The sequence below is a fragment of the Streptomyces sp. NPDC086519 genome (genome assembly GCF_040686075.1).
Taxonomy (GTDB): domain Bacteria; phylum Actinomycetota; class Actinomycetes; order Streptomycetales; family Streptomycetaceae; genus Streptomyces; species Streptomyces shenzhenensis.
Genome location: NZ_JBFBJL010000003.1, coordinates 30,797 through 48,479, shown reverse-complemented (window position 1 = coordinate 48,479; position 17,683 = coordinate 30,797). Strand labels below are relative to the sequence as shown.

General features: G+C 69.3%; 16 protein-coding genes and 1 pseudogene. 6 read left to right on the top strand and 11 right to left on the bottom strand.

Translation table 11 applies throughout. The features are described from left to right. Nucleotides 1-284: 284 nt before the first annotated feature. The 3 genes from AB0P24_RS04595 to AB0P24_RS04585 all read right to left on the bottom strand — a co-directional run bounded on the left by AB0P24_RS04595 (nt 285) and on the right by AB0P24_RS04585 (nt 3,496). Complete coding sequence (locus AB0P24_RS04595; protein ID WP_365790723.1) at nt 285-1,991, bottom strand: MFS transporter; 1,707 nt, start codon at nt 1,989-1,991, stop codon at nt 285-287. 547 nt (nt 1,992-2,538) lie between these two features. Then, the gene (locus AB0P24_RS04590) at nt 2,539-3,075 is read right to left on the bottom strand and encodes a hypothetical protein (RefSeq protein ID WP_365790940.1); all 537 of its coding nucleotides are present in this window, start codon (nt 3,073-3,075) and stop codon (nt 2,539-2,541) included. 28 nt (nt 3,076-3,103) lie between these two features. After that, complete coding sequence (locus AB0P24_RS04585) at nt 3,104-3,496, bottom strand: ATP-binding protein (RefSeq protein WP_365790722.1); 393 nt, start codon at nt 3,494-3,496, stop codon at nt 3,104-3,106. 373 nt (nt 3,497-3,869) lie between these two features. On the opposite strand from AB0P24_RS04585, the gene AB0P24_RS04580 reads away from it, so the two are divergent. Together AB0P24_RS04580 and AB0P24_RS04575 are read left to right on the top strand one after the other, a co-directional pair. Beyond that, entirely contained in the window at nt 3,870-4,100 is a 231-nt protein-coding gene (locus tag AB0P24_RS04580; RefSeq protein ID WP_365790721.1) for a DUF397 domain-containing protein, read from the top strand. A 98-nt stretch (nt 4,101-4,198) separates the two neighbouring features. Beyond that, complete coding sequence (locus AB0P24_RS04575) at nt 4,199-5,119, top strand: helix-turn-helix transcriptional regulator (RefSeq protein ID WP_365790720.1); 921 nt, start codon at nt 4,199-4,201, stop codon at nt 5,117-5,119. A 60-nt stretch (nt 5,120-5,179) separates the two neighbouring features. Here the strand turns inward: AB0P24_RS04575 and AB0P24_RS04570 are convergent, their stop codons facing one another. Beyond that, complete coding sequence (locus AB0P24_RS04570) at nt 5,180-5,998, bottom strand: SAM-dependent methyltransferase (protein ID WP_365790719.1); 819 nt, start codon at nt 5,996-5,998, stop codon at nt 5,180-5,182. A gap of 390 nt (nt 5,999-6,388) precedes the next feature. On the opposite strand from AB0P24_RS04570, the gene AB0P24_RS04565 reads away from it, so the two are divergent. From AB0P24_RS04565 to AB0P24_RS04550, 4 genes are all read left to right on the top strand, one after another. After that, nucleotides 6,389-7,081, top strand: coding sequence for an AraC family transcriptional regulator (locus tag AB0P24_RS04565; protein WP_365790718.1), 693 nt, complete (start codon nt 6,389-6,391; stop codon nt 7,079-7,081). Continuing rightward, nucleotides 7,020-7,457, top strand: coding sequence for a VOC family protein (locus AB0P24_RS04560; RefSeq protein WP_365790717.1), 438 nt, complete (start codon nt 7,020-7,022; stop codon nt 7,455-7,457). Before AB0P24_RS04565 ends, AB0P24_RS04560 begins: the two co-directional genes overlap by 62 nt. Before the next feature lie 276 nt (nt 7,458-7,733). After that, nucleotides 7,734-8,105, top strand: a complete 372-nt coding sequence (locus tag AB0P24_RS04555; protein ID WP_365790716.1) for a transposase — start codon at nt 7,734-7,736, stop codon at nt 8,103-8,105. Between the two features lie 50 nt (nt 8,106-8,155). After that, on the top strand, nt 8,156-9,928 hold the full coding sequence (locus tag AB0P24_RS04550) for an APC family permease (RefSeq protein ID WP_365790715.1): 1,773 nt from the start codon (nt 8,156-8,158) through the stop codon (nt 9,926-9,928). Nucleotides 9,929-9,942: 14 nt separating this feature from the next. Here the strand turns inward: AB0P24_RS04550 and AB0P24_RS04545 are convergent, their stop codons facing one another. The 7 genes and pseudogenes from AB0P24_RS04545 to AB0P24_RS04515 form a co-directional block, all read right to left on the bottom strand. After that, nucleotides 9,943-11,583 carry a hypothetical protein gene (locus AB0P24_RS04545; RefSeq protein WP_365790714.1) on the bottom strand — a complete coding sequence of 547 codons (1,641 nt, stop codon included), beginning with the start codon at nt 11,581-11,583 and terminating at the stop codon, nt 9,943-9,945. Nucleotides 11,584-11,700: 117 nt separating this feature from the next. Further along, complete coding sequence (locus AB0P24_RS04540; protein WP_365790713.1) at nt 11,701-12,657, bottom strand: hypothetical protein; 957 nt, start codon at nt 12,655-12,657, stop codon at nt 11,701-11,703. A 91-nt stretch (nt 12,658-12,748) separates the two neighbouring features. Beyond that, the gene (locus AB0P24_RS04535) at nt 12,749-13,072 is read right to left on the bottom strand and encodes a hypothetical protein (protein ID WP_365790712.1); all 324 of its coding nucleotides are present in this window, start codon (nt 13,070-13,072) and stop codon (nt 12,749-12,751) included. Nucleotides 13,073-13,131: 59 nt separating this feature from the next. After that, nucleotides 13,132-13,380 (bottom strand): annotated as a pseudogene (locus tag AB0P24_RS04530) (hypothetical protein); the annotation flags it as partial. A gap of 77 nt (nt 13,381-13,457) precedes the next feature. Then, a complete protein-coding gene (locus AB0P24_RS04525) occupies nt 13,458-13,691 on the bottom strand; it encodes a hypothetical protein (RefSeq protein ID WP_365790711.1) in 234 nt (77 codons plus the stop codon). Continuing rightward, nucleotides 13,688-14,389 (bottom strand): hypothetical protein, encoded by a 702-nt coding sequence (locus tag AB0P24_RS04520; protein WP_365790710.1) that lies wholly within the window; start codon nt 14,387-14,389, stop codon nt 13,688-13,690. Before AB0P24_RS04520 ends, AB0P24_RS04525 begins: the two co-directional genes overlap by 4 nt. 169 nt (nt 14,390-14,558) lie before the next feature. Next, the gene (locus AB0P24_RS04515; RefSeq protein ID WP_365790709.1) at nt 14,559-17,177 is read right to left on the bottom strand and encodes a LamG-like jellyroll fold domain-containing protein; all 2,619 of its coding nucleotides are present in this window, start codon (nt 17,175-17,177) and stop codon (nt 14,559-14,561) included. Between the last annotated feature and the right edge of the window lie 506 nt (nt 17,178-17,683).

The following is a 17,683-nucleotide window of genomic DNA, read 5'->3' as shown; positions in this document are numbered from 1 at the left end:
ACTGGGATCGAGCACCGGGGAATCTTGCTGCCGACGAACGGCCTGGACAAGGACGCTGAGATCCTCGCCCTGCGCCACCGGATCACCGTGCTGGACCGCCGACCCGGCGAGGAGCAAGTGCGGTTCATCCCGAGCGACCGGGCGTTCCCGGCAGCACTGCTGCACCGACTGCCGCACATCCGGCGAGTCGCGTCCGTCACGTACTCGATGAACCGCGACAGGACCCGATACATACGTCCGTGGAGCCGGCCGGTCCGTTCACGGCCCGCCGGCTCCACGTCCGGTCACTCCTCGGCGGCGGCGAGGGCGGCCAGTTCGCGGTCGACTGCGAGCTGGTGCGCCTCGGCGTCCTCACGCGCCTTCTTCGGGCTCCAGCGACCTGCCATCACGAAGACGAAGGGCAGGAAGAGCACCTGGCCGCCGACGCAGATCCACCACCAGGTGCGCCACTCGCCGGGCCCGTCCTTCGACGCCTTCTGGACCTTGGCGCCGTACTCCCGCAGCAGCTTCAGCTGCGGCGCCGCCTTCTGCACGACGCCGAGGTTCTCCGCGCCGACCTCCCGGACGGCGCGGGCGCCCAGCGCGGGTGGCACGGTGGCAGGGGTGTACTTGTTCAGCTCGGCGAAGAGCTCCGGGTGCGCGTTGACGATGGCCAGTGCGGGCGCCGCCTGCGCCGAGGCGACCTTGACCTCGGCGCCGTGCTCCACCAGCGGGGTCACGGAGGTGACCAGCACCGGGATGAAGGCCGCGGAGACGGCGACCACGATGCGCACCGTCCAGCCCCACACTGCCAGGCCCGCCGCGGTCGCCGCGGGGTTGTGCCTCTCCACGGTCTCGGTGAAGCTCGCCATCCAGGGCGCGTAGGCGATGCCGCTGAAGACTCCGATGCCGATGAACAGCCAGGCGAAGGTGTAGTAGTCGGTCGTCAGGTGGGTGGCGCGGGTGGCGAAGATCGCGGTCGTCACGACGGAGCCGACCCCGCCGACGATCATGAAGGGCTTGCGCACCTTCAGCCGGTCCGAGAACAGGCCGACCAGGACCAGGGCGATGGCGTTCGCCCCCCAGTACCAGTTGGCCAGCGCGTTGGTGCGCTGCTCGCTGTAGCCGAAAGTGGTCGCGAAGTAGACGACGAAGTTGCCGACGGCCGCGTAGTACAGCAGCAGGAACACGGCGATGGCGAAGGCCGACCCCAGCACGTCCAGGCGCATCATCTGCCGCCACTCGCCGCGGCGCACCGCCTCGGTGTCCAGCCCCTTGGCGCGCGCCTCGACCAGCGCCCGGTCCCGCAGCGACACCATGATCTGGTCGCGCAGCGCCGGGGACAGCTCGCGCAGCGCGAAGATCGCGGCGGCGAAGACGACGAACCCGGCGAGCCCCGAATAGCGCAGTTCGTCCTGCCAGGTGGCGCTGTCGAGGGTGTTGCTGGTGACGGTGGTGACCACCAGAGAACCGATGACCGGGCCCATCGTCCAGTACCCCATCGCGGTGGCCCGGCCCAGCTGCGGGGAGAAGTCCCTGATCAGCGCGGGGGTGGCCACCAGCACGATGCCCTCAATGAAGCTGACGAGCGCGAAGAGCACCAGATAGGTGGTCTTGTTCGCCGCGTTCGGCAGCCCGAAGAAGACCAGCAGGGCGGCGATCAACAGCCCGTAGACCACCAGATTCGCCCGGCCCCAGCGGTCCGCCAGACCGGCCACGAGCGAGGCGAAGGCCCCGATCGCGTTGCCGATCACCGAGACCCAGACGAAGTAGCGGTACGTCATGTCGAAGTGCGTGATGATCGACGTCGCCACCGCGTACTGGATGTACAGCATGTAGTACAGGACGACGGTGGTGACGACCACGATCGCGAGATACGCCATACGGCGACCGGTGGGCGGGTAGTCCGCCAGGTCTCGGCGGTACAGCCGGGCCAGCAGGCCGCGGGCGCCCGCGGCGGGCACATCGGGCGCGGGTCTGTCGGCGTCGAACGTCGTCGGAGTGGCGGACATACGGCTCCTCCTGGGGATACCTGGAAACCGGGGGGTTGCGTCGGTGCGACGGGGGCGCGGTGCGGCCCGGCTCCGAGAGCGTGGCCAGAGGCTAGTACCGACTAGTCGGTACGCCTAGGGGTCTGCACAAAGTCGTCCCCTGGTTCATCACCCGGCGTCGACCGGCCCGGCGGGCCCCGTCGACGGGGAGGAGCTCCGGCGGTGTCAGAAGGCAGCGCAGGTCAGCGCGGGTGCTAGGTTCGAATCCGTAGCGGTCCAGGCCTGCTTCACCGCTGCCGGCCTCGGGTCAGGTGGTCGATCAGCGGCCCGGCATGATCGATCATCGAGACTCGCGCTCAGTACGTCCTCGCGGAATTCCGGCAGCACTGCAACGGGCACCGGCCGTACGATCGCTGGACGCCACCGGGCAACGCTCCGTCGTCCACGAGCCGAACGGCCCAGAACTCCTCCGCACGCGCACCTCGGCGGAGCCGTCAACGAGTACCAGTACGCCGCATGAGCTGCGGCGATGAGCATGCGAGCTTCCCAGAGTCGCTGCCGGGCGTACTCAGTCGCTCAGTGCGGAGGCGAGTTCTGCGGTGGCCCGGACGAGTTCGGTGTCCGGTTCGATGAGCAGTCGCTGGATGGTGCCGCGGTTGGCGCGCACGGCTTGGCGGGCTTCGCGTTCCCACCCCACGTAGTTGTCGCGACGGTGCAGCAGTTTCGGGTAGGCCGCGGCCGTCTTCTCCCACTGCCGGGCGTCGGCGATGTTCTTCAGCAGCTGGACGATCTCCACGCGGCAGGTGACGTGAGGGAGCCGGGCGAGTTCCCACAGGAACGGGACCGTGGCGGCGGTTGCCTGTTCCACGACGAAGCCGTACTGGCAGATGCGCTCGCGCAATTCACCGATCGCGGTCCGTGCCGTAGCCGCGTCACCCCAGGCGATGCTGTTGAGCAGCAACGGGATGGCTGTGGCAGGGCCGCGGGAGTCCTTGATCTCATGCCAGGGCACCTGCCCCACGTTCCTGAGTGGCGTTGCCATTTCCGCTCCTGATACAGGCGTCGGATGCTGGGGGCTTGTCGGTTCCATAGAAGCGTCGCGCATCATGCCGGGACTTCTCACGACAGTCGCGTCAGGGCCGGGGGGAGGCCGGCAGCAGGGCCCAGACGGTCTTGCCCGCCGGGGAGTGCCGCACCCACCCCCACTCCTCGGACACGGCCTCGACGATGCACAGGCCGCGGCCGTTCTCCTCCAAGGAGTCGGTGGCACGGCGGCATACGGGCGGGCGGTCGCTCGGGTCGGTGACGGCGCACATCAGACGGCCGGCTTCGAGACAGAGCGCCAGCCACACATCGGCCTCGCCGTCCGGGGCCTGGGGTACGGCGTGCGTCACCGCGTTGGCGGCCAGTTCGGTGACGACGGCGACGGCGTCGTCGCTCAAGTGGTCGAGCGACCAGTGGCACAGGGTGCGGTGGGTGAAGGTCCGCGCCTGCGCGAAGCCCTGCCTGCTGCCGGTGATGCGCACGGCGGCGGAGCTGGGTGCACCGCGCAGCGGTTCAGGCTCCCGGCGGACCTCGTGACTCAGGGAGCCGGGGAGCGCCGCGTCGGCGAAGGGACCGGTCCCAGCGGTCCAACCTGCCCGTGGCGCAGACCTGCCGGGAATGCGAGGCGCTTGGTGCACAGGTAATGACACGGGGTCTCCCTGATGCGACGTCAGGACAGGGCGTCGACACCGTGGTTGACGCCACGGCTATTATCCACTCCGTCAGCGTCGTTGTGCAATTTCACGGGAAATTGCGCGAAGGATGGCCGAACGCAGGAGTGTGGGGCTGCGGTGCCGCCCGGCCCGAGCGGGCGGTCGCGTACACGCGCGGCAGAACGTCAGCAAGGAGAGTGCGGTGCCATCAGTGCCAAACGGAGTCCAGGCGAGTTCATTGGCGGCCTGCTGGATCAAAAGCCGGCACAGCAATGCCGAGGGCAACTGCGTCGAGGTGGCCCCCCTGGGCGACGGGGGAATCGCCATCCGCAACTCCCGTGACCCCGACGGGCCCGCCCTTGTCTACACACCGGCGGAACTGGCCGCCTTCCTGGCCGGCGCGAAGGAGGGGGAGTTCGACCACCTGGTGTGAAGCGGAGGCGGGCATCTCCACTTCGGCCGACACATCCGGCAGGGGCCGGCGGGATGCGATAATGGCCTGTGTCTTCTGCCGGTCGACAGGGAGTCAGGATGTCCGCCGAGTCACCCCGCGCCTCCCGCCTCGAACCCTATCTGAGCCGGACCGAGCCCGCCCCCACTCTGCTGAAGATGCTGGTGGGCGTGCAACTGACGGGCATCCGCGAGGACGCCGGCTTCGCACAGGAACAGGCGGCGCGCGCCCTGGGGTTCAGCCCGGCGAAACTGTCGCGCATCGAGGCGGGCAAGGGTCGCAAGCCTCCCACGGAAAGCGATGTCCGTGCGCTGCTCGAGCTGTACAAGGCCGACGACTACGAGGCGTCGGTCCTGCTCAAGCTGCTACAGCGGGCCGGTGAGCCGGGATGGTGGCAGCGCTACGACAAGCGGCTGATGCCCGAGTGGTTCGACCGGCTGGTGGGACTGCAGGAGGCGGCCGCCGCCATCCGAACCTTCGAAATCCAGTACGTGCCGGGGCTGCTGCAGACGGCGTCCTACACCCGGGCGGTGGTGGAGCGCGGGCTGCCGACGGCGCCGGCCGGCGAGGTGCAGCGCCGTGTGGAGCTGCGCATGCGCCGACGGGAGCTGCTGCATCGCGCGGACGCCCCTCAACTGTGGGCGATCATAGACGAGTCGGTCCTGCTGCGCGTCCTGGGCAGCCGTGAGGTGATGCGCGAACAGCTGGAGTACCTCGTCGAGATGGCCGGGCTGCCCCATGTGACCGTGCAGATCGTGCCGCTGGACCTGACGAACGCCTCCGCGCCGGCCATCCCCGTCACCTACCTGCGCTTCGGCGGACTCGACCTGCCCGACATCGTCTACCTGGAGCACATCAAGAGCGCGAATTTCCTGGAGGACCGCGACGAGACGGAGGAATACCGGGTGGCCCTGGACCGGCTGGCCGACGAGGCCCTCAACCCTCGCGAGTCCCTGGCCCTGCTGCGCGACACGCTGGAACAGCGCTACCCGGCCCTGTGACTCCGCGTCAGGTCCGACGACAGCGGCCCGGCGATCCTCACGCGGAGTCGCGCCGTTTTTCTACCGGATGCGTCCGACGCCGCCGAACTCGATCCACTCCTGGGTGAGCTGACGGGGCACCACTTCGGAATCCGGTCGCCAGGTGGACACCTCCACCAGCCCCGGTTCGAGGACGTCCATGCCCTCGAACCACTCCGCGACGTCGTTCTCCTGGCGTACCCGGCCCCAGTGCCCCTGGGTCGCCTGGTCCATGAAGTCGGTGACGAAGTCCCGTACCTCGGCGTCCTCGCTGACCAGCTGGCACATCACCATGAAGCTGCCGGGCACGAGCGGCTGGGCCACCCGGCGGACCACGGCGAGCGGCCCGTCGCTCTCACTGTCCGGGATGCAGTGGAACACCGAGTTGAACAGCACGGCCACCGGCTGCGAGAAGTCGATCAGGCGCTTCGTGTCGGGGTGGGAGAAGATCGCGTCGGTGTCCCGCATGTCGGCGTGGATGACCGCGGTGCGCTCGTTCTGCTCCAGCAGGGCGCGGCCGTGCACCAGGACCATCGGGTCGTTGTCGACGTACACCACCCGGGAAGACGGGTCGACCTGCTGCGCCACCTGGTGCACGTTGTCCTGGGTGGGCAGCCCGGATCCGTGGTCGAGGAACTGCCGGATGCCGTACTCGGACGCCAGCGTCCTGACCACCCGCTGCAAGAAGCGCCGGTTGTTCAGCGCCAGAGCGCGGGTGCTGGGCACGACCTTGTCCAGTTCCTCACAGGCTGCCCGGTCGGCCGCGTAGTTGTCCTTGCCGCCCAGGTAGTGGTCGTACATGCGCGCGGCCGTCGGCACCGTGGCATCGATCGACGTGGACAGTCGCTTTCCAGGTTGCATGATTCCCCCAGCTCCCAGCCGCGCCAACCGGACTGGCCCGACAGTCAACTCATCCTAGGCAAAGGGTATTTGGCGATGCCACCCCGATCGAGGGATACGGAGCCGCCCGAGGCGCCACCGAGTACCGCCCACTCGGCCGGACCGCTACGTCGTAGCGGGTGGCGCCACCGGCGACACGGACCAGACGCGGACCGCTCCCCAGGACCCGGGACGCGGCCGTCACCCCGAGCCGGTCACGGACCAGGTGCTCGCACCCGGCCCGCCGGCCCGTCAACCACGTCAGGCAGAAAAGTACCTGGCTGATGACGCCTGCGCCGACGCCGCGCCTGCGCTCGATCCTGCCGACCGCAGGAGCTCGTGTACCGGCTCTGAACTGCGCCGATTCACAGAATGCATGCTCGTGACGTGGGACGAGACCGGTTGTCGACGGTCATGCGACGCTTCACCCCGAACGTCACGTCATGGGCCATGGGGACGCTGACGGTCGCGATCATCGTGGCCATGAGGACGGTGAGAGGGGCGGCGGGTCCCGGTGACTGCACAATGGGGTCCGTGGCCACTGCTCCGCTCGCTCGTCATGTGCTCCGCGCCAGGGACCTCGCGGACGCCCGCTACTCCGAGGCGCTCACGGTGTCCGACATGGCCGCGGCCGCCGCGTTGTCCCCGGCCCACTTCAGCCGCTGCTTCAAGGCCGCGTTCGGGGAGTCACCGCACCAGTACCTGCTGACCCGACGACTGGAGCGGGCCGCCGCGCTGCTGCTTGCCACTGACTGGACGGTGGCCGCGATCGGCGTCGCCGTCGGTGTGCGGAGCATCGGTTCGTTCACGACGAGTTTCCGCAGGATGTACGGGATGACCCCGCAGGTGTACCGGGACGCGCACCCTCCCGCCGCACGGCATGTGCGCATTCCCCGCTGTGTGGCGATGGCCTATGGACGGCCGCGGAACCGCACGTTTCGAGAAGACACAGGGTCGCCGGATTGCTTAGCGTCGGATGCAGGCAACGGACCAGGGAGCGGCCATGACAACGATCAAGATCGCCAATGCGCAGTTCTGGGTGCACGACCAGGACCAAGCGCTTGACTTCTACACGCGGAAGCTCGGCTGGGAGGTCCGGGCGGACGTGACGATGGAGGCATGGAGCTTCCGGTGGCTGTGCGTCGCCCCGCCCGGCGGGGACGGTCCGGCGCTGGTGCTGATGCCGGTACCGGGGCAGCCGATGCTGGACGCGGCGAGCAGTGCCCAGCTGTCGGATCTGGTGGCCAAGGGCGCGGGCGGCACGCTGTTCCTGGAGACCGACGACTGCAAGGCCGCGTACGACGAGCTGTCCGCCCGTGGTGTCGCGTTCAACGACCCGCCCACGTTGCAGCCGTACGGGATCGACACATCGTTCCGGGACCCGTCGGGCAACAACATCCGGCTCACGCAGGTGCTGGAGTTCGATCCGGAACGGCACTGACTCACATCCGCAGGGCGTGCTGCCTGACCGGACGCGCGACGTACTGCCACGACCTCGACCGTGAAGGTGCGCGGGACGTCCGCGCGGCGGGCGAGGGCGACAACGCCGACCTGGGCTTCCTCGCGTCGGCACCGGGCGACGGCCTGGTGGATGCGATCAAGGGCGGCTCCGGTCTTGCGGCGGCGGGCGGCCGGCGTATGCCGGGCCCGGTGGGTGACGTAGTGACCGCCGAGGTCGAGCTCGGCGGTCCAGCTGCGGGAGCCGGCGTGGAACCGGGTGAAGGGCAAAGCGCGGCGGCCGTCGGGGACGTGGGTGGGGAACAGCGCCGGGCGAGCGCGTTCGGCAGCGGCCCGGCCATTGGTGGCCACGCTGGTGCGGACCGCCTTCGAACAACCCGCCGCCGACGGCGTCCGGGCCCGGATGAGGCACGTGCTCGACGCCCTGGAGGCGAAGCTCCCCGACGTCGCCGAGCATCACGATGCCGCGCAGGCTGACGTGCCGGCGTTCACCGTCCTTCCGCGCGAGATCTGGCGACAGGAGCTGCGGATCGAGGTCACGCGTGCCGGGCGACGCAGGCGACACCATGTCGCCGACGTCCGACTGGACCACGGGACTTCGTCGAATGCCGCATCCGCAACAGCGCGCTGATGAAGCGTCACACAAAGGCAACTGCGAGCTGTAACCTGTCGTCACACCAGGTGCCAACCATCAGTGAACGCTACTCGGGGGACAGCAGGATGGCCTTGCAGGTGCAGCTCACCGGCGGCCGGCCGAAGGAGCACCTACTATCCGACGAACCGCGTCGGCTCTCCCTGTTCCAGCTCTTCGGACTTGCCGCCGGGGGGACGATCGGCTCCGGCTGGCTGCTGGGCGCGGTCGACGCCGACCACAAGGCCGGTAACTACGCCCCGTGGGCCTGGCTGATCGGCGGACTGGTGATGCTGGTCGTGGCCGGTGTCATGGTGGAGTTGGGCACGGCTGCACCGAAAACCGGAGGGCTCATCTTCCTTCCGCTGCAAAGCAGTGGGCCGCTCGTGGCGATCGTGGCCGCGGCGGGGCTGTGGATCTTCTACGCGATAAACGCGGCCAGCGAGTCCGTGGCGATGACCAAGGGGCTCTCGTCCACACTGCCCACGCCCCTGATAGGGGCCGGGACCACCCTGACCCCCTGGGGCTGGGTCTGCTCGCTGACGTTGATGGCGGTGATCTCGGCGACCAATCTGCTCGTCCCGCGGCTGGTGCGCATCGGCAACTCCTGGCTGACCGTGCTGAAGGTTGCCGTCCCGCTGCTCACCATCGCCCTGTTCATCGCATCCGGATTCGATCACCACCACGGGGGCGGGGCGCGGGACGGGACCAGTGGCGCCGGAGGGTACGGTGCGGTCCTGGCCGCCGTGGTGGACAGCGGGGTGATCTACGCCTACGTCGGGTTCCAGGGCCCCCTGGACTTCGCCGGAAACGTCAAGACCCAGGGCCGGCTGACCGAGTCCGCCCGGTTGCGTTGGGCGGTCTACGGCACCATCGTCGGGACAACCGTGCTCTACACCCTCCTCCAGATCGTCTTCAGCTCTCGCCAGGGGCAGTGGGATCCGGGCCACCCGGACTCCCCCTACACCCAGTTCGCCTTCGCCTCCTCGGTGGCCTGGCTCGGGTGGTGTCTGCGGATCAACTCGGTACTCTCCCCCATGGGCGCCGGGCTGGTCTTCACCCATGCCCTGACCCGCGAGGTCGCCGCGCTCGGCCGCGCCCATCTCACCCACCGCGGCCTTCAGACCATGCGCACGACCACCCTGCGCGGCAGGGACGTCTACTGGCTGGTGCTGGCGGTGGACTTCGCCGTCGGAGTGGTCGCGCTGCTCGCGATGGGCGGGCGATGGCACACCCTGGTCGCCGCCGACGGGGTGCTGACCCTCGTCGTGTACGCCGTTCCCGGCGTAGCCCTGGTCTCCTTGCGCGACAAACTGCCGCCGGTCTCCCGGAGCCGCAACCAGGCCCGCCGGCACGCTGCCTGGGTCAGCTTCGTCCTCATTACGTTGATCCTGTACGGAGCCGGGTGGACAGTCCTGTGGCACGGGATGGCAGTGCTCGCCGTCGGCTGCGTGCTGCTGCTCGGATTCCCGGTCCTGGCCAGGCAGTTCCCCACGCTGGGACGGTTCTACGACGCCCGGGAGCATGTGACGCGCTTCCGCCGGCTGGGCTCCGACCCGGCCGCCCAAGCTGCGGCCTGCCTTCTCGGCATGTTGGCGCTGCTGCTGGTCTGCACCCTGTTCGGCAACCCCGAGCCCGCAACCCCACACCGTCTCGCGTTCTATCTGTGGGGCGGGGGTGTGGCGGCCATGGCTCTGGCGGCGTTCTGCGGCATGGTGTGGGCCTCGAAGCGCCATATCGGGGAGGTGGAGCCGCTGCTGCCGCCACCGACCTCCCAGCTCCGCGAACGGGAGCAGGGGCGTTCCCGGGAGCCGCAGCCGTAGCTGCGCACAAAGGGCTACCGCACGGACTCCACGACCTGCTCGGCCTCTTCCTCGAAGCCCTTGCTCTCCAACAGTCCCACTGCTTCCTGGCAGCGCACCGCGTCCGCCCACCGGCCGACCGTTCCGCGGTAGAGCAGAAGCCGGCGCCGCCCGTCCATCCCGCTGGCACGCAACTGCTCGGTGATCGCCACCACGTCCGCGGGGGTGATCCGCTGCTCGTTCTCCAGACAGCGTTCCAGCAGGTCCCAGGCCTTCTCCTCGCCCCAGGCCCGATCCGTCCCGTTGCCGTAGAGGCGGACGGCCGTGTCGGCGATGACACCCCCCATCGGCACCCCGGCCAGCTCGGGGTCGGAGGGATCCGACAACTCCTTGCAGGCCAGGTCCGCAGCGATCCTGCCGCGATTGCCCTGCCCCTGCTGCGCCGTGACGTAGTCGGCGAACACCCCGGGGTCGACACTCCTGCTCAGCAGTCCGGCGGTGAGCCGGCGGGCGACGGTCCGCGCGACCCGGTACACGTCCCGGGCACGCTCGATCCTTGCCTGTAGTCGCACCAGCTCGCCACCGCCTCGGCCGCCGATGTGCTCCGCCGCGGCTATCCGCAGCAGACGCCAGCACTCCGGGTCGGCGTCGATGAGTTTCAACTCTTTCACGAGAGTGTCGATTTCGGCTGGGGAGCGCGGTCCGGCGGCGCATGCCACGCCACGGGCCACGACTTTGGCATACAGGTCGCCCCTGGTCCTCGCCACGGTCTCGAACTTCTGCCAGCGGCTGATGATCTCGGCGAGATCATGCAGCTCCTCGCGTGCCGCAGCCTGATTCAGGACCGCCTCGCAACGCTCCGGGTCGCTCTCGGCCAACTCCCGGCAGACCGCGGCCACGTTGTGGTACCGCAACCGCTTGCCGACATGCTCGATGAGGGAGTCCGGGCTGTGTTCCGAGCCCGAGATCAGCTTGGCGACGGCATCCCTGGTGGGCCCCACCAGATCCGTGTCGCCCAGCCGCCTGTCGATCCAGTTCTCCAGTACCGGCTCGACCGGGCTGAGCATGCGCAGGGCCGCGACCAGGTCGTTGAGCCCGGCGGGCGTCGTCGTGTCGGACTGCCGCGCACCGGAGGTGTTGATCCTCTGCACCGCCCGTCCCAGCAGGCCCTCCGCCGCCTCTGCGCACCCTGCGTCCCTCAGCCCGAGATACAGCAGTGCCGTGTCGAGCAGGGGCCGCTTCTCGCTGAACGTGTTCAGCGTGGCGTGGACAAGATCCTGCTTGCCCCGGTCGCGCAGTTCCCGGACGAACCGGGCCACATCCAGCGCCGTACGCTGACGAGCCACGTCGTGCACGATGCCCTTGCTCAGCGCGGAGGGCCGGTACTCGGCAATCTCGGGTTCCGGCTGCTGCCGCTCCCGCTCCCCGGTCGCGCCCGGAGAGGCGACGCCGTCGATCTCCGACTGACGGCACGCCAGGTCCGCCGCATCGCCGATGCTTCGCCACAGTGCCGCCGTCGCCAGTACGTTCACCGCGTCGTAGAAGTGGAACTTGGCTGCTGCTTCAATGAGTTGTTCGGTCGACCGCTGGATTGCGAAGGCGTGCAGTACCCGGATCGCGACGGCGGGCCGAGGCGGCTCGCCGTTGCTCTCGTTGCCCTTCCGAAGGGCCTGCACGCGCGCCGCGACTTCTTCGGTGCTACTCCGGGTCACCCAGGAGTATCGGACGCTCCACGTCGGATCGTCGTCCGGCCAGCCCTCGGCTCCGGTTCGAGCCCTACTCATGCGTGACGCTCAAGCTGCCCGACGCTCCATCCGGCTGAAGTACCTGGCGAAGGTATCCGGAGAACGGTAGGCCTCGTTCGCCCGTATATCGATGTGCTCCGCCAGCTTCAGGCTGTCGTCATCCCCTCTGCCGCACAGGGCGAAGACGATGTCGGCGGTGGTGCACTCGTCCTTCAGCAGGTACGGGATCCGCGCGTCCGGGTCCCCCCTCAACCAGTCGATCCAGCCGTGCTGATCAGTGGGGAGCGACGGATCCACACGCCGGTCGGCGGCCATCCGGTTGGTGAAGATCTGAGTTCCGTCGGGAGCGTCCCTGAGCACCATCCGCGGCTGCGGATGCCCTGCGGTGCACTCCTGCATCTCGGCCTTGATGGCCTCCCGGAGCAAGCCGAAGGTGAGCTGGTCCTTACGGTCCCGAGTGCCTCGCGAAAGGACGTTGAGCAAGTGTCCGCTGAACGGGGTGCACTGGTCGAAAGGTGCCGGGAGACCGGGACACCCCTCGGCGGAGACGAGCGGACCGGCGAGCGCGGCATCCTGGCCGAGAGCACTGAGGACGCAGGTGCCCTCGAACTGGCCGCCCATCACACCCGGCAGCTTCGGCTCCTCGTCGGCCGGGCCCAGGTCGCGCAGCCCGTGTGAGTGGCAGCAGTCGGCGATGAGTACCTTCAGCCCAGCCGCGGCCTTGCGCATGGCGCGGTACACGTACCAGCTGTTCAACCACGTCCACGGAGCCCGGTCCTGGGACGTGCCCACCGAGAAGTGCACCTGGTCTCCGGCGGGGATGTCGCCCCAGCGGGCTCCGTGGCCGACGTAGACGACGAGCAGGGTGTCCGAAGGGCGGGTCTCGGCGGCGGTCTCCTCCAGTGCGCGCATCACCCCGTCGATCGTCCCTGCCTCGTCCGGGCCGAGCACCCGGCAGCTGTCCGCGCCCCAGAGCTTGTCGCCTGCGAGAACCTCTCTGTACATACGTCCGCTCGCGGCGATTGTGGGCCAGCCGGGGACGTTCGATCCCGGCTGGTACTCCCCAGGTGCGATCACCAGTGCGCGTGAAGCCATCTCAGCCGTTCATCCCTTCGGATCCCCCAGGCAGGCCCTCGTCCTGAGCGTCTGCCGAAGCGTCAGTGGATGATGGCGGCAGGGGCCTTACCTCGACCTCGGCCTGCGGCGGATCCAACCGGCCGGCCCGCCACCGCTCGACGGCCCGCTTGGTCGCCTCCAGGGCCGCGCCGAGGGACTCTTCGGTGAGCTTGGAGACAGCAGCCACCAGCAGGATCTCGACGATGCCGCCGGTCAGTACCCACCCCTGGTCGACCTCCTCGCGGCGCCATTCCAGACCGGTCGCCGCCTCGAGTTCGCCCCGTATCTGCTCCGGATCGTCCAATCCGAGTAACGCGCCCCTCACGGACACCGACATCACCGCTGCCACTTGCCGCCCCCAGGTCACCGACTTGCGTTGCCCGCCCCCATCCTGCCCAGGATATCGGGCCTCACGGACCAAGCACAGAGGCTCAGGACGCCGACGGCGCAGCCGCCGCCGGCGCAAGGAGCAGCGTCCCAGGTGGCGAAGCGGTCGACGAGGGTGAGGCCGGCCGCGACGCAGCAGTCGTCGTACTCCGGCAGGGTGATGCCGGGCGGCACGGGCAGACGGGCTTCGCCGAGGCCGAAGCCGGCGACCATCAGGCCTGGCCTAGGTGCCGGGCGCGAGCAGGGGGAAGACATCGCCTGCGTCCGGTGGGCAGGCGGAGACCGGTTCACGCTCGACTGCGTCACCCGGCTTGCGGGGTGCTCCTCAGGGGGCGCAGGGCGGCTGCGCCGGCCCGCACCATCGCGGACACCGGTGCCCCCGCCCATTGCACGAGGTCACGCGGGAAGCCGGTGTCGAGCTCGATGGTCACCCGCACGTACCGGGTGTGCACCTGAGTGACTTTGACGGGACGCGGTACGACAGCGTCCGGTCCGCGCCGCAGTGCGGCCCGGTAGGTGTCCTTCCGCTGGCTCATGTCTCGTCCTGCCGCTTGATGAGTTCGTCTGCGAGGTCCATGTACGCGGAGCCTTTGACCTCCACCGGACTTCCGAACGACTGGGCGTACAGGTCGAGCCGCGGAATATGGGTGTACAGCACGTCGAATCCCCGCTCGCTGAGAGCTTCGCGGGCGTCCGCGTCGGGACCGGTACGGGTGGCCTCGGCACGATTCGTCCGGTTCAGCAGGACGGTGGCGCGGGCCGGCTGGACGCGCAAGGACTGTACGTCGCCCATCTCGCCACCGATGGGCGCCATGCGATCCAGCTCGATGGGAGCCGGAGTCACCGGCACGATCCACTCGTCTGCATACCTCATGATGCTGCGGGCGATGTGCGCGTGGTCCTCCATCTGCGGAGCGTCGAACACGACGGCCTGCCGATCACCCAGGAAGTCGTCCACGCGCCGGTGCACATCGCCCACCGGAAGAGCGACCACAGGAAACGGGAAGCCACCTGCCAATTCGCTCCAGCGCAGGGCGGAGGAGGCAGGGTCACCGTCGACCAGCAGCGGCGAGACACCCGACTCGTCTCCGGTCGGCGGTGGATGACAGGGTGAACGCCAGTTCGCCGGTCGCGGGCTGACGTGACACGGCGCCGGCCCCGGTGACCAACGAGGCGGGCAGCCGGGCAGGTCGATCTGCGCCCTGGAGAATATCGGAGCGCTCAGCGCGAACACCGGCGTACCCGGGGTCTCGGGGGCCGGCGTTGAGCTGCCGACAGGCGCGTTGTCACAACGGGTTGACTCGGGCCGGTTCCCCGGCCCGAGTATGAACGCGACAGCCCGGTCGGCCGGGCTCAGTGCGCGTCCGTGGCCCGACGCCCCAGGGGCGTCGGGCAGTGAGCGATCAGGTCAGGACGAGCTCCAGTACGGTGACGGAGAGCGGCGGCAGAGTGCTGGTGAAGGACGCCGCCGCGCCGGTGAGGGTGCTCCTCCTCGGCACCAGCGCATCGGGATCCGTCAGCGTGTTGGTGGTGGTGCGCGAGGGGCCGGTCAGGACCGTCGCGGTGGCCCGCCTCCTGACGCCCTTGACCAGCCCCTTCAGTTCGACCGGCACGTTCGCCTTCTCCGTCCCGCAGTTGACCACCGCGAGGTAGAGGCGGTTGCCGGAGCGGGTGGCCACGGTGGCGAGACCGGGCAGCGCACGAGCGGTGGCCGGCAGCACCGTGTTGCCGAGCCTGCTCGTCAGCATGTGCTGTGCCCAGTAGCTGGGCGACGCGTAGCTGGTGAGGTTGTCGTAGGCGATCAGGTTGGTCGCCCAGACGTTGTTCTTGACGTGCGAGAAGAGCGGTGCGTAGCACTCCATGAGGACCTGGTCCGAGTTGCGGATCAGCCCGGCCAGCCAAGCGGCGTCGCCGAGCGCCGCGTTGAGGTCGGGTGTGGGGCGGCCCTCCTGCGCGGCCCACTCCCCGACGAACACCTTCGTCGAATCGCGGTCTCGGGTGTCGTACTTGTGGGTGGAGGCCTGGGCGGCGGATGGCGCCAGGTAGTAGTGCTCGTCGATCAGGTCCGGCGTGCGGCTCGTCACGGACGTCGTGGCGATCAGCTTCAGATGCGGGTACTTCGCCTTGATCGCGTCGTAGAAGGCCGCGAACCGCTCGTCGTACGACCCCGAGGAATCGAACCAGTCCTCGTTGCCTATCTCCACGTACTCCAGCGGGAACGGCTCCGGATGTCCGTCGGCGGCACGTCGTGCGCCCCAGGTGCTGGTGACGGAACCGGTGACGTACTCGATCTCGTCGAGTGCCTCCTGGACGAACGGCTTCAGCGCGTCATCGGTGACGTGTTCGCCCCTGAGCGAGTAGCCGGCGTAGACGGCGAGGACCGGCTGGGCCTTCATGTCCTCTGCCCACTCCAGGTATTCGAGGAGTCCGAGGCCGTCCGTCGACCAGTAGCCCCAGGCGTCGTCCATGTGGCCGGGGCGCTCCCAGACCGGGCCGATGGTGTTCTTCCAGTCGAAGCGTGTCGCGACGGTGTTGCCCTCGAGGAAGTTCCCGCCGGGGAAGCGCAGGAACTTCGGCTTCAGAGCGACCAGTTTGTCCATCAGGTCGATGCGCAGGCCGTTGGGCCGATTGTTGTGGGTGGGCGGGAAGAGGGACACATGCTGGAGCCACAGGGTCTCACCCGCCGCGGAGGGGTCGGCCGTGGTGACGGTCAGCCTTGCGTCCCCGACCACGGGGGTGCGCGAACCGGTGCGCAAGGTCAGCTCGAACGGTCGGCCGTGGAAGGCGGTGCCGATGTGGGGCACATGGGCGGACGCGTACACCGTCGCGCCGTCCGCCGACTCCATGGTCACCGTGAGCGGGCCGATGCGTCGCGACGCCTTGGCGAACAGCCGGGCGGTGTAGGAGGTTCCGGGCCGCACCGGTATGCCCCAGAAGCCGTCGTTGGCGACACCGGCCCGGCTTCCGGCGCCCGTGCCGCTCGGCAGTGCGACCTTGAGGGAACGGTTGAGCGCGTCGTTGAGCGGGTTGGCGGTGTCGAGTGCGAGGGTCGTTCCGCCGACGGCGGACCAGTGGACGGGCGTGGTGTCGCTCGCCGCCATCGAGCGGTTCTGCACCAGTTCCGCATAGATGCCGCCCTCGCCGGAGTGGTTGATGTCCTCGAACATCAGGCCGGGAAGGATGGGGGACACGGCGTGCGCGGGGTTGGCGACATCTACGCTCAGCAACGGCGTCGTGGTCTCCACCGGGACCCCGGCCAGCGCCGCGACCTGCTCGGAGGTGAGGACGGACGGGAACATCCATACGTCGTCGATCAGACCGTGCCACTGGTCGACATGCCCACCGCCGTAGAGCGCACGGCCGATGGCGGTGTCACCGCTGCCGGCCCAGCCCGCGGTGTAGGCGGTCTCCCCCTCCAGCACGCCGTTGACGTAGAGGCGAATGACGCCGGCGGTCGGATCGCTGACGCCGGCCAGATGGGTCCAGGTGTCGATGGTGGGCGCTGAAGCGGCGGCCGCCACCGCGGCACTCTGAGTGGCGTCCGAGTCCAGCCGGGCGAAGGCGAAGGTGCCGGTGTCGTCGCGCAGCCCCAGGTAGAAGGAGCTGACGACCCTGCCGTCGATACTGACGGCGGTCTGGTAGCCGCCGAGTTGAGCGAGGTTGACCCAGACGCCCACCGAGAACGCCTTGGAGGTGTCGAGGACCGGCCCGGACGCCGCGGCGTTGCCGCCTGCCGCGAGGCTCAGACTGCGGGCGCCGACCTTGCCGGTGTCCCAGCCGGCCGCGCCCTGGAGCGTCGCGATGCGACCGTTGCCGGAAGAGTCGGCGGCGGAGGTGCCGAAGCCTTCGTCGAAGGTCCAGTGGGCCGCTGCGGCGGGGAGGTCCGCGGCAGCAGCGTTCGCAGTGGTGCCGGCGGGTTCGGCGGCCCCGGCGGGAGTGGCGGCGGCGAAGGTCCCGGCGAGGGAGGCCGCGCCCAGGGCGGTGAGGACGGTTCTGCGGGGCACTCCGGCTTCTGAAGGCATGCGGCTCATTCCTTGTCGACAGACCGTTGCGTTGCGTACCGGCCGGAGTAGGGCAGCCTGCCGAAGCCGTGACCTCGTTCGAAATGCCGTACGTCGATCGGTACTTCGAGCAGCAGGGATCTTAGGGTGTCGGCGAGGCCCGTCAACACCCCTTGTACGGCAGTGCTTCCCGGACCTGGTCCGCGCCGTGGCGCCAAGGGGGCCTCGCCGCCGCCCGTGAACCACCGCCGACCCGAGCCGCTCCATCACCTCGGCCACTCACACCCACGCTCGGCCGAGCAGGTCACCACCTGGACGTTCTGTTGCCCCACTCGACCAGGGCATGCGGCAGGTCGAGTGCCGCGGCTCCGTTGCCGGGCTCGTCCCTCGTCGAGTTCGGCAACGGGGCCGCGCGAGGGCCGGTGCCGGGCTGAGGGAACGCCGCTCGTCGGCGGCGGCGGTCCAGGTCGCGAGGTCGGTGGCGTGGCTGCCGGTGTAGGCCGCCCCCTGGTCGCTGGGGTCCATGT

Excerpts from the sequence above, each read along its gene's own strand:
- AB0P24_RS04525 (WP_365790711.1), bottom strand. The coding sequence starts at position 13,691 with ATGAGCCAGCGGAAGGACACCTACCGGGCCGCACTGCGGCGCGGACCG.
- AB0P24_RS04560 (WP_365790717.1), top strand. The coding sequence starts at position 7,020 with ATGACAACGATCAAGATCGCCAATGCGCAGTTCTGGGTGCACGACCAG.
- AB0P24_RS04565 (WP_365790718.1), top strand. The coding sequence starts at position 6,389 with ATGCATGCTCGTGACGTGGGACGAGACCGGTTGTCGACGGTCATGCGA.
- AB0P24_RS04595 (WP_365790723.1), bottom strand. The coding sequence starts at position 1,991 with ATGTCCGCCACTCCGACGACGTTCGACGCCGACAGACCCGCGCCCGAT.
- AB0P24_RS04515 (WP_365790709.1), bottom strand. The coding sequence starts at position 17,177 with ATGCCTTCAGAAGCCGGAGTGCCCCGCAGAACCGTCCTCACCGCCCTG.
- AB0P24_RS04540 (WP_365790713.1), bottom strand. The coding sequence starts at position 12,657 with ATGTACAGAGAGGTTCTCGCAGGCGACAAGCTCTGGGGCGCGGACAGC.
- AB0P24_RS04590 (WP_365790940.1), bottom strand. The coding sequence starts at position 3,075 with ATGCGCGACGCTTCTATGGAACCGACAAGCCCCCAGCATCCGACGCCT.
- AB0P24_RS04575 (WP_365790720.1), top strand. The coding sequence starts at position 4,199 with ATGTCCGCCGAGTCACCCCGCGCCTCCCGCCTCGAACCCTATCTGAGC.
- AB0P24_RS04570 (WP_365790719.1), bottom strand. The coding sequence starts at position 5,998 with ATGCAACCTGGAAAGCGACTGTCCACGTCGATCGATGCCACGGTGCCG.